We start from the raw sequence: 14,920 nt of genomic DNA, 5'->3' as shown, positions 1-14,920 counted from the left end.
ATGTCGTGCTTTGCCACAAGCGATTCACGGCTTCCACTGTCCAATACGGAGACAATCGACATGGATTTTCGCCTCAGCGAAGAACAACAGGCCTTTGCGCAAGCAGCGCGCGAATTCGCGCAGGGCGAACTCGCACCCAATGCGGCGCACTGGGACGAGGAGCACATCTTTCCTCGCGACGCTTTTGCCAAGGCGGGTGCGCTGGGGTTCTGTGCCATGTATGCCCCCGAATCGGTAGGAGGCCTGGGGCTTCCTCGACTCGATGCCACGCTGGTATTCGAAGAGATGGCGGCTGTCGATCCGTCCACCACGGCTTTCATCACGATTCACAACATGGCGACCTGGATGATAGGGTCCTGGGCGCAAGCATCGGTTCGAGACTATTGGGGGCCAGCGCTCTCTACGGGAGAGAAGCTCGCCTCGTATTGCCTGACCGAGCCCGGGTCGGGCTCAGACGCAGCATCGCTCACCACCAGCGCCCGCCGCGAGGGTGGCAAATACATTCTGAATGGCGCCAAGGCGTTCATCTCGGGGGCGGGCGATACCGACGTCCTGGTGGTCATGGCGCGCACGGGGGGTGAAGGACCTCGTGGCATTTCGGCGCTGGTGGTACCCGCGGACGCTCCCGGTATTATCTACGGTCGCAAAGAAAACAAAATGGGTTGGCATAGCCAGTCTACCCGCCCCATTACATTTGAAAACGTGCAGGTCCCGGTAGAGAATCGCCTCGGAGAAGAAGGCGAAGGGTTTCGCTTTGCCATGAAGGGGCTTGATGGTGGACGCATCAATATTGCCGCGTGTTCGGTGGGTGCGGCGCAAGGCGCCTATGAAGCGGCACGGCGCTACATGACCGAACGCAGGCAATTCGGGCGTCCATTGGCGGACTTTCAGGCGCTTCAATTCAAGTTGGCCGACCTGCTTGCCAACGTGGTGGCATCCCGGCAGATGGTGCGCCTGGCGGCGGCCAGGCTGGACGAACAGGATCCACAGGCCTCGGCCTACTGCGCCATGGCCAAGCGGCTGGCAACGGACCTCTGCTTTCAGTCGTGTCTCGATGCGCAACAGATCCACGGGGGTTACGGTTACCTGAAGGACTATCCGCTGGAGCGCCTGGTGCGCGACACGCGCGTGCATCAGATTCTGGAAGGAACCAACGAGATCATGCGCGTGATCGTAGCGCGCCATATCCTGACTCAGGGAGCCGATTTGCGATGAGCGACGAAGTCATTTTCGACGAGATCCCTGCGCGTGGCGGCCGCCGCGTCGCGCTGGCAACGCTCAATTCGCCGCAAACCCTGAATGGCTTGTCACTGCCGATGTGCCGCTTGCTGGCACCAAAATTGCGCCAGTGGGCCGACGACGGCACCGTGGCGGCAGTGTTCTTGCGCGGCGCGGGCGAGAAGGCGTTTTGCGCCGGAGGCGACCTGCATGCGCTCTACCACAGCATGCAGACTGCGCCGGTGGGTGATGCCTGGGCCAACGTGCTGGCGCGCGAATTTTTCGAGGCAGAGTACCGGCTGGATTTTTCTATCCATACCTACCCAAAACCGCTTCTTTGCTGGGGAAGCGGCATCGTGATGGGGGGCGGGGTAGGACTGTTGCTGGGAGCGAGCCACCGGATCGTCACCGAAACCACTCGATTTGCAATGCCTGAAGTCACCATAGGGCTCTATCCCGACGTCGCGGGCACGTGGATGCTGAGCCGTATGCCGGCGGGAATAGGTGCCTTTCTTGCGTTTACAGGGTCTCAGCTGGGCGCTGCCGATTGTCTGCACTTCGGGCTCGCCGATTGGCAATGTTCGGCCTCGACCCAAGAAGAATTTTTAGCTGCGCTCACGGGGCTGGAGTGGGCTGACGATGCGGACCGTCGTCGAGTCCAGATTGATGCACTTTTGCAGTCCAGGTCTGAGGCCGGAACGCAGATCGGGCCCCTGCAGCGCCATTCCGGCGCGATTCGCGCGGCCTGCCAAGGCTCCGATTTTGTCCAGATCGGCGAGGCGATTGGCCGGTGGAAAAATCACGATGATCCCTGGCTTGCTCGCGCTGCGGCGACTTTTCTGGCGGGCTCACCGGGTTCAGCCCGCCTGAGCCACACCCTGCTTTCACTGGGCCGCCACGCGTCCTTGGCGGACGCCTTTCGCACCGAATATGTCGCGTCGCTTCATTGTTGTGCCGAACCTGACTTTCGAGAGGGCATTCGGGCGCTCCTCATCGATAAGGACAGAACGCCCCGGTGGCAGCCCTCAAGCATGCAAGATGCATCGTCCCAGTGGGTACGCCGGTTCCTGGTGCCGCCATGGCCGGCTGAGGTCAGTCATCCACTGGCAGATCTCGGGCGCTGAACCACCCGAGCACAATCAAAGAACAACACAAGGAGACATTCATGAGCACGATAGGATTCATTGGTTTGGGTCACATGGGCGGGCCGATGGCAAGAAACCTGCTGAAGGCAGGTCACAGGCTGCAGATTTTTGATCTGGTTCCCGAAGCGGTCGCCTCGCTGGAAAAAGAAGGCGCCCAGGCGGCTGCTTCTGCGGCGCAGGCGGTGAAGGGAGTGGATCTGGTCATTACCATGCTGCCGGCGAGCCGCCACGTCGAAGATCTGTATCTTGGACAAGGCAAGCTGCTGAAATTCATTGCCCAGGGAACCTTGGTTCTGGAGTGCAGCACGATTGCGGCCGAGTCGGCACGCAAGGTATCCAAGGCCGCCGCCGAACACGGCGTTCGCATGCTGGACGCTCCGGTGTCGGGCGGCACTGCAGGCGCGGCTGCGGGCACGCTCACCTTCATCGTGGGTGGCGAGGCTCAGGACCTCGAAGCAGCACGTCCTTATCTCGAGATCATGGGCAAGAACATCTTTCACGCTGGAAGTGCAGGGGCGGGGCAGGTGGCGAAGATCTGCAACAACATGGTGCTGGGGATTCAAATGGCGGGCACAGCCGAGGCGCTCGCTCTAGGAGTGGCGAGCGGCCTGGACCCCAAGACGCTCTCCGATATCATCGCCAAAAGTTCGGGTCGGAACTGGGCAACGGAACTCTACAATCCGTGGCCTGGCGTGATGGAACACGCACCTGCGTCGCACGATTATGCAGGCGGATTTGGCGTCGACCTGATGCTCAAGGACCTGGGCCTGGCGACCGAGGCCGCCATGCACGCCAAGGCATCGACACCGCTTGGGGAACTCGCCCGCAACCTGTTCGCGCTGCACAGCGCACAAGGCAACGGAAAACTGGATTTTTCCAGCATTCTGAAGCTGTACCGAAAATAGAGCCCGTAACTGCCGCGTTGGTTCAGACCGGCGCGGCAGCTGGATGGATGGATCGCAGCACAGCGTCGGGTCCGTCCGGGCTCCCAAGGGCGTAGCGTGATTCAGGTCCCTCAGACAGCAGAATCTCGGCGGCGATATGCGTCTGCCCCTGGAGGGATACCGCTTCGATGATTCGGCCCACAGGTCGATCATCATGGGCTTGCCATCGATACAAGTCGGTCAGCGGGCTCGGCAGCTCCTGCGAGCAAGATGGCGTTCCCGTTCCGTAAGCCAGGCGGCGCTTGGTTGCGCCCCGGTAATGCATTCGCGCAATGACTTCTTGCCCGGGATAGCATCCTTTGTGGAAAGCTATCGTGCCATTCAAGTCCATATCCAGTGCTGCCGGCAGAAATTGCCCTGAAGCGGTTGCGCCGATGTTCGGCCAGCCTGCAGCCAACCGTGTGGCGTTCCAGGCGGATGCGTCTGGTGAGGTCGCATCAGGGGCATCGGTGATATGCCACGCGGCGGGGACCTCCGGGGTGGACATGGGTGCAACGATCCAGTCGCCGCCTCCGAGGGTGACACATGACCACGGCGCACTCTGGTGCAGTGCCGTGGGCACACAGTCTTTACCTCGATGACCCATGACGGATCGCGTGTCGAGCCGCTGTATGGTCACCTCCTGGCGCAGCGCGTACAGGCGCAGCCGCTGAGCGATCTGTTCCGTGAGATCACTGCAGACTGCCCAGTACACGCCATGGTCAGGGGTGGACCATAGCAGGCCGTTAGCCAGAATGCGGCCCTGAGCATTGCAGTAGGCACTGGTGAACGCCTGCGAACCATCCAATTCGCCCACCGCGCAAGTGAGTTGGCCGTTCAGGAACAGCAGGGCGTCTGCACCGCTGAGGGACAGAACTGTCAGATCCCGAAGCCACCAGCTTCCTTCCTGGTCAAATTTTTCCATCGGACGTCCGCTGTGTGAAATCGGCCCCATCATACCTTGCTGAGCGCTTTGCTCATGTCGGTGGCGGCCTCGCGCATTTTTGATACTTGCTCGAGCAGGAAGTCCAGCGACACTCGTGCAGTTGGCCCGTGGCTGGCGAGTGCCGCGATCGTCTGCCCCTTGTCGTCGAGCACGGGGACGGCCACGGCCACCATGCCAAGGACGAACTCCTCCCGGTCGATGCCCACGCGTCGCTGGCGGATCACGGCCAGGTCTTGTTCGAGCGCGGCGCGATCAGTCAGAGTACGCGGGGTGTATGCGGCCAGGCTGATGCGGTCCAGTGTCTGTTTGCGAAGTGGGGCGTCCATGAGGGCCAGCATGAGCTTTCCGGTGGCCGTGCAGTGCAGCGGCACGTGGGAGCCTACGTCCATGCTCAGGCGCAGTGGCTGGCGCGTTTCCACGCGTTCCAGGTAGCGCATGCTGTCGCCCTCGAGGGCCGTCAAGTTGCAGCTTTCGCCCGTAGCGTCGACCAGGCGGGCCAGGATGGCGCGTGATGTCCGCGAGAAATGAGGTGTGCCCAGGACGGACAGCGCAAGACGAGTCATTCTGGGGCCAGGGACGAAACCCCGTTCTCCCGGAGCTTTGACGACAAAGCCGGCTTCTACCAGGGTGGCCAGGATACGCATCAGCGAAGTCTTGGGAAGTTCAAGGCGGTGTGCCAGTTGTGAGAGCGTCTGGGGATGCTGGGTGCGCGCGAGCTGTTCAAGCACACATAGCTCACGCAGGTATCGAGTGTCCGAGTCGTCCATGCAAGCCGCCGGTGAAATGAGATTGGAATTTTCTGTTCTACAAGTGAAACGCCGCACTATTTTATCTTGAGCGTGGCCCTTGCCTGACTCTAAATAGATTCATTCGGAGTTTCATGTGTTTGGGTGGGGGCGTTCATGTCTGAAGCTGTTGATTTCATCGTGATCGGAGCTGGTTCGGCAGGCTGCGTGCTAGCCAATCGTCTGAGTGAGAACGGCAAATATACGGTTTGTCTGTTTGAGGCTGGTCCGCGTGACAGCAATCCCTGGATTCATATTCCCATCGGGTATGGGAAAACGATGTTCCACAGGACGCTGAACTGGGGGTTTTATACCGATCCCGACGACAACATGCTGGGGCGGCGGATTTATTGGCCTCGGGGCCGCACCTTGGGCGGCTGCAGCTCGATCAATGGCCTGATTTACATTCGGGGCCAGAAGCGTGATTACGATCACTGGGAAGCTTTGGGGAACTCGGGATGGGGGTGGGAGCAATGCCTGCCTTATTTCCGCAAGCTTGAAACCAACGATCTGGGAGAAGGGCCTACGCGCGGGACAGCAGGTCCGCTGAGTGCCACGTCGATAAAGACTCGCCACCCGCTGGTCGAAGCCCTGATTCAGTCTGGAGGAAAACTTGGCCTGAGGCACCAGACAGACTTCAATGAAGGCGATAACGAAGGGGTTGGGTATTACCAGCTGACCACGCGCCACGGCAAGCGCTGCTCGACGGCGGTTGCCTACCTGGACCCCGCGCGGGGGCGACGCAACCTGCGCATCGAAACTGACGCACAAGTCACGGGCCTGATCCTCGAAGGCCCGCGGGCGCGAGGCGTGCGATACCGGAAGAACGGTCAGGACCGGGTTTTGAATGCCAACCGTGAGGTGATTGTCTCGGCGGGTGCCATTCAATCCCCTCAAATCTTGCAACTCTCGGGCATTGGTCCTGGCGAGCTTCTGGCCCAGCGGGGCGTGACGGTTGTCAAAGATCTGCCTGGAGTAGGCGAGAATCTCCAAGACCATCTGCAGGTTCGTCTGATTTACGAAGTCACGCGTCCCATCACGACCAACGACCAGTTGCGCACGCTGTGGGGAAAGGCGGCTATCGGCCTGCAGTGGCTGCTCTTTCGCGGTGGGCCGCTGGCCATAGGAATCAACCAGGGTGCAGCATTTTTGCGTGCGCTGCCCGATAGTCCAAGCGCCGACGTGCAGCTGCACTTCGGGACCCTCTCCGCCGACATGGCCGGCGGGGCCGTGCATGATTTTTCGGGGTGCACGTATTCCATGTGCGATTTGCGCCCCGAGTCGCGCGGATCGATTCACATTCGGTCGACCGATCCTTTCGAGGCGCCGTCCATTCATTCAAATTATCTGGACAGTGACCGCGATCGCAAAACGGCGATTGCAGGGGTGAAATACGCACGGGAACTGGCACGAACTGCCCCCTTGGACAGCTTGATGAAGCGGGAATACCGGCCGGGCAATGAGGTGCAGACCGATGACGAGATTCTGCATTTCTGCCGCGAGCATGGTGCCACCATTTTCCATCCGGTTGGAACTGCGCGCATGGGGCAGGTCAGCGACCGTCACGCGGTCGTCGATGCCCACCTGCGGGTGCATGGAGTGGACGGGCTGCGTGTCGTGGACGCCTCGGTGATGCCCACCATCGTGTCGGGCAACACCAATGTGCCCACCATCATGATTGCAGAGCGCGCCTCCGACTTCATTCTGGGAGATGCCGCCCGCCTCTGAACACACGGCAGCACCCGGCAGACCTATATGTGACCGTGCGCTGTTCAAAGCATTGAGGATCATCGTCAAGAGTGGTCCCATTACCAGGAGACTATCCATGTCCAGTTCGTCCGATTCATCCGCCGCGTCCATCTCTGCGATTCGAAAGGTCGTGGCGTCATCTTTGATAGGCGCCACGATCGAGTGGTACGACTTCTTTCTTTATGGAGTCATTGCCGGTCTGGTGTTCAACAAGCAGTACTTCCCCAGCCACGACCCCGTCGTGGGCACCATGCTTGCCTATGCGACGTTTGCGGTTGGATTCGTTGCACGTCCGTTTGGCGGTGTCCTGTTCGGACACTTTGGAGACCGCATTGGCCGCAAGAGCATGCTGATCTTCACTCTGGTTCTGATGGGGATCGCCACTTTCCTGATCGCATTGATCCCCACTTACGAATCCATCGGTATCTGGGCCCCCATCCTGTTGCTGATCTGTCGTGTCGTTCAAGGACTGGGGCTTGGTGGGGAGTGGGGCGGGGCGGTGCTCATGACGTACGAATATGCACCCAAACACAAGCGGGGCCTGTATGCCTCCTTGCCCCAGATCGGCTTGTCCATTGGCCTGTGCATGGCAGCCGGCGTCGTGGCCCTGCTCTCGGCCACGTTGACTGATCAGGCATTTTCCGCCTGGGGCTGGCGCGTCGCCTTCATGCTGTCGGCCGGGCTGGTCTTCGTGGGGCTCTATATTCGGCTGACGATTCACGAGACGCCCGAATTTGCTCGAGTAAAGGAGGCAAACGCCGAGTCACGCATCCCGTTTGTGGAGATGGCACAGCGGTATCCCGCCAACATCATGAAGGGCATGGGTGCTCGCTATATTGACGGTGTGTTCTTCAATATCTTTGCCGTTTTCGTCATTGTCTATTTGACCAATACTTTGCACCTGAATCGTACCGACGCATTGGCGGGTGTCATGGCTGCTGCCGTGGTCATGTGTTTCTTCATCCCCTACTTTGGAGCATTGTCGGACCGCGTCGGGCGTACGCGCACGTACATGTGGGGGTCATTGGTGACCGGATTTTCTGCGCTTCCCGCCTTTGCGCTCATGCACTATTACCCTGACCAGGTGCTGATCGTCTGGCTGGCCATCGTTATTCCGTTCGGGATCTTCTACGCCAGCATCTACGGGCCCGAAGCCGCCTTGTTCTGTGAGCTCTTCGACACGCGGGTCCGGTATACGGGGATTTCGTTCGTCTATCAGTTCTCCGGCATCTTTGCGTCTGGCATTACACCCATGATCGCCACGGCACTGCTGGACGCAAACGGCGGGCAGCCTTGGCTCATCGTCGCGTACACGATCTTTGCCGGCGTGGTATCGGCCTTCAGCGCGTGGCTGATCGGGCGCAGCAGCACGAAGCCGCAACTGGCTTATTGATCGGTCCGGGACTCAGGGCTGCGGAATCGTTCGCGGCCCTGGGCGCTGAACGTCAGAGCTCACCCAATCAAAAACGGACGTCCGGTCACCGGGGTGGTGGCCATCGCCATGTCCTGTTCTGCCATGATGCCAGCCTCGAACGCGAGTCGGCCGGCATGAATCGCCCATTTGAAGGCTTCGGCCATCTGCACGGGGTTCAATGCCCGTGACACGGCCGAATTCAGCAATACGCCATCGAAGCCCAGCTCCATGGCCTGGGTCGCGTCCATGGGCGAGCCTATCCCGGCATCGACAATCAGAGGCACGTCCGGCAAGCGCTCGCGCAAAGTGCGCAACCCCGACAGGTGAACCAGGCCCTGGCCCGAGCCTATCGGCGCTGCCCATGGCATCAGAAGCGTGCACCCCACGTCAAGCAGACGTTGACAGGCCACCAGGTCTTCCGTGCAGTACGGGAACACCTGGAATCCGTCTTTGACCAAGGCCTCGGCGGCCGAGACCAGCTCGAACACGTCCGGCTGGAGGGTGTGCTGGTCGCCGATGACCTCGAGCTTGACCCAGGGTGTGTCAAAGACTTCACGTGCCATATGAGCCAAGGAGATGGCTTCGGCGGCGGTATGACAGCCCGCCGTGTTGGGCAGCAGGTGACAGTGAAGTTCGCGAATCATGGCGAAATAGGGACGCCCGCCCGGATCGGACGATTGAGCGGCCGCCTGGCGCTTGAGGCTGACCGTGATCACTTCGGTGCCAGAGGCACGCACCGAGTCCATCATGATTTGGGGAGAAGGGTAGCTGGCCGTTCCCAGCAGGAAACGGCTTGTCAGGGTGGTCTGTGCGACGTTCCAGGTCATGGTCGGTCAGCCTCCAGTGATAGGTTCGAATGTCGTGATTTGGTCGCCCGGTGCAAGCAGCGTTTGATCACGTTTGGACCGAGCGACGTGCACACCGTTCAAGGCCGTGGCTACGGGTGCGTCGGCTTGGTCGACAGGGACGGCAAGCAGCGCGAGCACCTGATGCAGGGTGGCTTTTTCGGGCACATCGTGAGGGGTGCCATTGAGATGAATGAGCATGATGTTCAGTGTGCAGGGGCGGGGGCAAGTTCGGCCGGGATTCTGGCACCGTGAAGTGCCTTTGTGACCATGGCTGGAGCAATCATCCACCCATGGCGAAACAGACCGTTGATGCGAGTCAGGCCGGGTGCCTGTTCTATCAATGGCAGATTGTCCGGCAGGGCGGGCCTGAGGTTGGTCTCGGTGTGGATCAATCTTGCCTCAGCCAGCCCCGGCAGGACACTGTAGGCGGCTGACAGCAGTTCGACGGTCGTCCGCAAAGAAACTGGGGAACGGTCTTCGCTTTCGATTTCGCTGGCACCCACAATGTAATGATGATCCCGTCTGGGGACGATATAGACCCGATGCCGTGGGTGCAGAAGCCGGATAGGCCGCTTCAGTGCCACCTCGGGCGCGTGCAGCAGAAAGATTTCGCCGCGGACACCGCGTACCTGTGCGCAGCCGCTGCCCGGGCCGTCAGCGGGGCGCTGGCCCAGGCCCCTGACGTCGAACACGTGATCAAATTTATGGGAACTTGCGTCGCGGGTCTGCAGCAGACCCGAAGCCACTGTGTCCACCGATTGATTCCAGAGCCAGTGCACGCCAGAAGCGCCTTCGCAGAGTGCCTGCATGAGTTGCACGGGATTGACCGCACCCTCGTGCGGAAGCATCCATGCGTGAGCGGGTCCATGGATGTCTGGCTCCAGGCGGGTCAGATCCCGAATGGTCATGGACTGGGGTCGGTGCCCTTCGGGCGCCTTGTGCTCGATCAGGTCGACCAGATGGTGTGCAGCGCCTTCATCGCCCCGGTGGGCGAGCAACAGGCTTCCGTGGCAGTCGAAGTCGGGTGCGCCCGGAAGGCTGGCGATAATACGGCCCCACATGCCGATGGAATCCAGCCCGGCCTGGAAGACGGTGAGATCCGCACATTCGAGTTCGGCCGACGGCGACAACATCCCTGCGGCGGTCCAGCCTGCAGCCCCTCTGCCCAGCGGTCCGCTGGCAGGATCGATGACGGTCACCGCATGGCCTTCGCGGCTGAGGCACCAGGCCAGAAGACGGCCCAATACGCCGGCACCTGCAATTCCAATCTGCATTATATGTCTAGTAAAAATTATAGAAATCGGTACAATAAGTTCCTGTTATTGAAATATAAAACTTAGTGTGCCATGAGTCCAGTCCATCCCGATTCCACGGCCCCTCGACTCGACGGGGATACCCCGGCCATTCGGCTGTTTGCTCTGCTGGAGGTCATTGCCGAGAAGGATCGCTATTTCTCGCTGCAGAGCCTGGTTGAAGAACTGGGGCTTCCCAAGCCCACGCTGCATCGGATGTTGCAGCAGCTCGATAGTGCCGGAATGATTCAGCGTGACGGGGACGGCCGTCACTACAGCACTGCCGTGCGCCTGCGCCGCATCGCAGAAAACCTGCTGCTGAATAATACCGTACACGGAGCGCGCCGCAATGTGCTGCGTACGCTGGTGGCCGAAGTCGGGGAAAGCGGCAACCTCACCAGCTGTTCCGGCAATGAAGTGCTCTATCTGGACCGTGTCGAAACACCGGCCCCATTGCGCTTTTACCTGCATCCTGGCTCACGTGTGCCGTTGCATTGCTCGGCGAGCGGGAAGCTCTTCCTCGGGCAAATGGCTGTGGCACAACGCAAGCGACTGCTCACGCCGACCAGTCTCGAACGCTATACCGAAAGGACCTTGACTCGCCTGGATGCCATCGAGGCCGAGCTTCGGTCTGCGCGCACCGACGGCTATGCCATGGACAACGAAGAATTCCTGCCAGGGCTCACCTGCATTGCCATGCTGGTGCCGATGGCCAGCGGAAAATCCAATCTGGCGGTGGCGATTCAGGCCCCCACGATGCGCTTTCATGGTCGTCACATTACGTCGTGTCTTCCGGCCTTGCGCCGTGCGGCACAGGCGTTGGCAGAGATCGAGGCCGACAGTTACCCGTCGCGTGCGAGCCACCGTACGAGTGATGGCCAACGTACAAGGAAGGCTTCATGACCTCTCAGGATGCAGACCCGGCGATGCAGTTGGTCGACACACAGGAACGCTTTGGGCTGAAGTGTGATTTGCAGGTCATGGCGTTTGCCGAGGGCAGCGACCATGTGCCGGAAGTCGATCCCAATTATCGATTCAATCCCGACACGACGCTCGCCATCCTCGCCGGCTTCGCCTGCAATCGACGAGTGCTCATCCAAGGTATGCATGGGACCGGGAAGTCCACTCACATCGAGCAGGTGGCGGCACGTTTGAACTGGCCCTGTATCCGTGTGAATCTGGATGGGCACATCAGCCGGCTGGATCTGGTCGGGCGCGACGCCATCGTGTTGCGGGACGGTGCCCAGGTGACCGAGTTCAAAGAGGGTATCTTGCCTTGGGCGCTGCAGCGGCCCATGGCTCTGGTCCTGGACGAATATGACGCAGGCCGCCCCGAGGTCATGTTCGTGCTGCAGCGTATCCTCGAGCGCGACGGGCATTTCACCTTGCTGGACCAGAATCGCGTCATCAAGCCCCATCCCGGATTTCGTCTCTTCGCCACGGCCAATAGCGTGGGGCTGGGCAATACCAATGGCCTGTATTACGGTGTCCAGCGTCTGAATCACGCCCAGCTGGACCGTTGGAACATTGTGGCAGCGCTCAACTATCTTGATCCACAGACTGAGGCAGATATTGTGGCCGCACAGGTGCCCGCTGTGGCTGGCCCTGCCGAACGGCCCTTGCTGGCCGCGATGGTCGAGGTGGCTGCGTTGACCCGCACCGGGTTTCGAAATGGCGACGTCTCCACGCTGATGTCACCTCGCACCTTGATTTCGTGGGCGGAAAACCTGCAGATCTTCAAATCGCCGGCGCGAGCGTTTCGCTACGCCTTTCTGAACAAGTGCGATGAGTCGGAGCAGTCCGTTGTGGCCGAATACTACCAGCGCTGTGTCGGAGAGGAATTGCCGCTGGAATCGGCGGCCCCTCCCGAGCATGTCTGACCAGATGGATTGGACGCGGCGCCACGCTCTGGAAGCGCGGGCCGCGGCCATGGTTCGAGCGCTGACGAATCACCCCGGGATTCACTTTGAATCCGGGCACTTCTGGGACGGTGACCGCCCGCTCGCCGATGATGCGCCTCACCTGCAACGCCAGCCCGGGTTGGACGATGCTGCGACGTATCGCGCATTGGCCGATTCGGTCGCTTTGCGTGTCCTGCTATCGAGCAATGAGATCCACGCGCAACAGCTGCCGGGGGAAGACCCGGTGGCAGCCTTGATCTTCGAATGGCTGGAGCAATGGCGTGTCGAGTGCATCGCGCCGGCGCGCTGGCCTGGCATTTCCGCAAACCTGCAACGGCGCCTCCATCGCTGGATCTTCCTGTTCGAAGGCTCGGGATTGCTCGAGACACGAAGCGGACAACATCTTTTCTGCTTTGCGTTGATGGCGCAGAGCCGGCTTTTTGCGGAGCCTGTTGCGGACAGGCTCGAGGACTTGATCGAATCGGCACATTACCGCATGGGGCCCTTCCTGGCTGCGCCCCTGGCTCGCCTGCGACGCTTGCGTCACGACCAGGTCGGATATGCATCGGTCGCGCGAGATCTGTCAAGGGTGGTTGCTCAGTGGTTCAACGACCTGGTGGCCGCAGAGGACGCTCCGCCTCCGCTGCGGCATCTGAATTTTTCGATTTCGTTGTTGCCACCCAGGGCGGCAGAGGGGACGCAGGGACGTGCCGATGTGTCGGGGGTTGCGTATCAAACCCCGGATCGCTCTGGCTATTCCGTCTGGACCAGGTTGTATGATCGCATCGTCGATGCGGACAGCCTGGTACGGCCCGCCTTGTTGCTCGAATATCGCCAGCGCCTGGATGCCCACGTCGCGCGCCAATCCTGGTCACTCGCGCGGTTGGTCCAGGCTTTGCATCGAGCGCTTTTCAGGCCCGAACCTCAGGGTCGCTTGCTGGGGCAAGACGAAGGGCTGATTGACGGCCGGCGCCTGGCCCAGTTGGTGAGCTCGCCTCACAATCAGCACATCTTTTTTCGCGAGCGCCTTGAACCGTCGGTCCGCGCTCGAATCACGCTGCTGCTGGACTGTTCCGGCTCGATGCGTCACCACGGATTTCATCTGGCGCTGCTGATGGATCTTCTGAGCCGCGCCTTCGAGCGGGCAGGGGTGCCCTACGAATTGCTGGGCTTTACGACGGGCGCCTGGAATGGCGGTCGGCCCGCGCGTGAGTGGGCTTCGCGTGGCCAAACGCCACCTCAGCCAGGGCGTCTGAATGAATTGCAGCATCTGATCTTCCACGCGCAAGGCCAGTCTCGTCAGAAGGGGCGCCTTGGTCTGACTGCGGTCATGAAGCCCGAACTGTTCCGCGAAGGAATCGACGGAGAAGCAGTTCTGTGGGCTTGTGGCCGCTTGCTGGAACAGTCGGGGTCTGCGGCCGAGCGCAAGATTTTATGGGTGGTGTCTGATGGAGGGCCTATGGACGGCGCCACCTCGCTGGCCAATCCCCCCGGCATTCTGGACGCCCATTTGCGCCGTGTCGTGCATCATCAGATGCGTGAAAACGGAGTGGAAATACTGGGTGTGGGAGTCGGACAGGATCTGAGCGCCTACTATCCGCATTCCTGTGCCCTGAACCTGGACGACGGCGTGGGGATGCACGCGCTCCTGGACTTGATCCACACACTGGAGCGGCCTGCGACCGTCTGAAGCCAGAGGCCGCCGTGGGCGCGGCGTCAGCCTGCGGTGCGTCGTTGGGCGGCCTGGACCGCCGTCACGGCGATCACCTTGTAAACGTCTTCGGCCGAGCAGCCACGCGACAAATCGTTGGCGGGTTTGTCCAGCCCTTGCAGAATCGGACCCAGGGCCACCGCATGCCCGAGGCGTTCGGTCAGCTTGTAGCCAATGTTGCCTGCGTTGAGGTTCGGGAAAATCAGCACGTTGGCCTGGCCCGCTACCTTTGAAGTCGTTGCCTTGCGTTGGGCCACCGAAGGCACGATGGCGGCGTCGAGCTGCATTTCGCCGTCGATGATAAGCTGCGGCAAGCGCAGGCGGACCAGGTCGGTCGCGCGGCGCACTTTGTCCACCTGTTCGTGCGCGGCGCTGCCGAAAGTCGAAAACGACAGCATGGCGACTCTCGGTTCCAGCCCCAGCAGAGCGCTTGCGCTCTGCGCCGACGCGGCGGCAATGTCGGCGAGCTCGTCGACGGTGGGATCGATGACCAGGCCGCAATCAGAAAAGATCATGGCGTGCGAACCGGTGGGGAAGGGTTCTTCTCGCATCATGATGAAGAAGCTGGAAATCGTGTGCACGCCTGGCTGTTTGCCGATCACCTGAAGGGCGGTACGGACGACATCTGCCGTGGTGTGCACGGCCCCTGAAACCGATCCATCCGCATGGCCCAGTCGAACCATCAGGTCGGCAAAGACGAGTGGCTGGCGTACGGCTACCTGGGCCTGTGCGGGCGTCATTCCGCGCTTTTGGCGCAGTGTCCAGAGCTCTTCGGCGAAGGTATCCAGCCAGCCACTGCCCTGCGGGTCAATGGCCTGAAAGCGGCCGCCGGGGTCCGGCTCACCGATGACGAGGACCTCAGCCAGGCCATCCGCAGCGGCCCTGAAGGCTGCTTCGCGGACCCTGGGATCATCCCCCTCGCACAGGACGATACGCTTGGTGGTGCGGCGTGCAGCGGCGAGCAGATCGTCCAGTGCTTGCATGAGAG

General features: G+C 61.0%; 14 protein-coding genes. 8 read left to right on the top strand and 6 right to left on the bottom strand.

What is annotated here, in order from left to right; all coding sequences use genetic code 11:
• The first annotated feature begins 60 nt into the window (after window positions 1–60).
• Genes VF285_RS13575 through mmsB form a run of 3 tightly spaced genes read left to right on the top strand, consistent with a single transcriptional unit; the run spans window position 61 to window position 3,268 of the window.
• Window positions 61–1,215 carry an acyl-CoA dehydrogenase family protein gene (locus VF285_RS13575; protein ID WP_346953169.1) on the top strand — a complete coding sequence of 385 codons (1,155 nt, stop codon included), beginning with the start codon at window positions 61–63 and terminating at the stop codon, window positions 1,213–1,215.
• Window positions 1,212–2,342 carry an enoyl-CoA hydratase/isomerase family protein gene (locus VF285_RS13570; protein WP_346953168.1) on the top strand — a complete coding sequence of 377 codons (1,131 nt, stop codon included), beginning with the start codon at window positions 1,212–1,214 and terminating at the stop codon, window positions 2,340–2,342. Before VF285_RS13575 ends, VF285_RS13570 begins: the two co-directional genes overlap by 4 nt.
• Window positions 2,343–2,383: 41 nt before the next feature.
• Window positions 2,384–3,268: a 3-hydroxyisobutyrate dehydrogenase gene (gene mmsB / locus VF285_RS13565; protein WP_346953167.1), complete on the top strand. Its 885-nt coding sequence runs from the start codon at window positions 2,384–2,386 to the stop codon at window positions 3,266–3,268.
• 22 nt (window positions 3,269–3,290) lie between these two features.
• Here the strand turns inward: mmsB and VF285_RS13560 are convergent, their stop codons facing one another.
• Window positions 3,291–4,211 carry a hypothetical protein gene (locus tag VF285_RS13560; RefSeq protein WP_346953166.1) on the bottom strand — a complete coding sequence of 307 codons (921 nt, stop codon included), beginning with the start codon at window positions 4,209–4,211 and terminating at the stop codon, window positions 3,291–3,293.
• Between the two features lie 29 nt (window positions 4,212–4,240).
• On the bottom strand, window positions 4,241–4,999 hold the full coding sequence (locus VF285_RS13555) for an IclR family transcriptional regulator (RefSeq protein ID WP_346953165.1): 759 nt from the start codon (window positions 4,997–4,999) through the stop codon (window positions 4,241–4,243).
• A gap of 135 nt (window positions 5,000–5,134) precedes the next feature.
• On the opposite strand from VF285_RS13555, the gene VF285_RS13550 reads away from it, so the two are divergent.
• Together VF285_RS13550 and VF285_RS13545 are read left to right on the top strand one after the other, a co-directional pair.
• A complete protein-coding gene (locus VF285_RS13550; protein ID WP_346953164.1) occupies window positions 5,135–6,745 on the top strand; it encodes a choline dehydrogenase in 1,611 nt (536 codons plus the stop codon).
• Between the two features lie 97 nt (window positions 6,746–6,842).
• The gene (locus VF285_RS13545) at window positions 6,843–8,159 is read left to right on the top strand and encodes an MFS transporter (RefSeq protein ID WP_346953163.1); all 1,317 of its coding nucleotides are present in this window, start codon (window positions 6,843–6,845) and stop codon (window positions 8,157–8,159) included.
• A 59-nt stretch (window positions 8,160–8,218) separates the two neighbouring features.
• Here the strand turns inward: VF285_RS13545 and VF285_RS13540 are convergent, their stop codons facing one another.
• The 3 genes from VF285_RS13540 to VF285_RS13530 are packed head-to-tail and all read right to left on the bottom strand — an operon-like array spanning window position 8,219 to window position 10,302.
• Window positions 8,219–9,007: a thiazole synthase gene (locus VF285_RS13540; RefSeq protein ID WP_346953162.1), complete on the bottom strand. Its 789-nt coding sequence runs from the start codon at window positions 9,005–9,007 to the stop codon at window positions 8,219–8,221.
• A gap of 6 nt (window positions 9,008–9,013) precedes the next feature.
• Complete coding sequence (thiS, locus tag VF285_RS13535; protein ID WP_346953161.1) at window positions 9,014–9,226, bottom strand: sulfur carrier protein ThiS; 213 nt, start codon at window positions 9,224–9,226, stop codon at window positions 9,014–9,016.
• Between the two features lie 5 nt (window positions 9,227–9,231).
• A complete protein-coding gene (locus VF285_RS13530; protein WP_346953160.1) occupies window positions 9,232–10,302 on the bottom strand; it encodes an FAD-dependent oxidoreductase in 1,071 nt (356 codons plus the stop codon).
• Between the two features lie 72 nt (window positions 10,303–10,374).
• Here VF285_RS13530 and VF285_RS13525 point away from each other — a divergent pair, with 72 nt between their 5' ends.
• The 3 genes from VF285_RS13525 to VF285_RS13515 are packed head-to-tail and all read left to right on the top strand — an operon-like array spanning window position 10,375 to window position 13,911.
• Entirely contained in the window at window positions 10,375–11,223 is an 849-nt protein-coding gene (locus tag VF285_RS13525; RefSeq protein WP_346953159.1) for an IclR family transcriptional regulator, read from the top strand.
• Complete coding sequence (locus tag VF285_RS13520) at window positions 11,220–12,200, top strand: MoxR family ATPase (RefSeq protein WP_346953158.1); 981 nt, start codon at window positions 11,220–11,222, stop codon at window positions 12,198–12,200. Before VF285_RS13525 ends, VF285_RS13520 begins: the two co-directional genes overlap by 4 nt.
• Window positions 12,193–13,911 carry a cobaltochelatase CobT-related protein gene (locus VF285_RS13515; protein WP_346953157.1) on the top strand — a complete coding sequence of 573 codons (1,719 nt, stop codon included), beginning with the start codon at window positions 12,193–12,195 and terminating at the stop codon, window positions 13,909–13,911. The genes VF285_RS13520 and VF285_RS13515 overlap by 8 nt, the downstream gene beginning before the upstream one ends.
• A gap of 26 nt (window positions 13,912–13,937) precedes the next feature.
• Here the strand turns inward: VF285_RS13515 and pta are convergent, their stop codons facing one another.
• On the bottom strand, window positions 13,938–14,915 hold the full coding sequence (pta, locus tag VF285_RS13510; RefSeq protein ID WP_346953156.1) for a phosphate acetyltransferase: 978 nt from the start codon (window positions 14,913–14,915) through the stop codon (window positions 13,938–13,940).
• Between the last annotated feature and the right edge of the window lie 5 nt (window positions 14,916–14,920).

Source organism: Castellaniella sp. (genome assembly GCF_036379515.1).
GTDB lineage: Bacteria > Pseudomonadota > Gammaproteobacteria > Burkholderiales > Burkholderiaceae_B > Castellaniella.
This window is presented reverse-complemented; position numbering and strand designations above follow the sequence as displayed.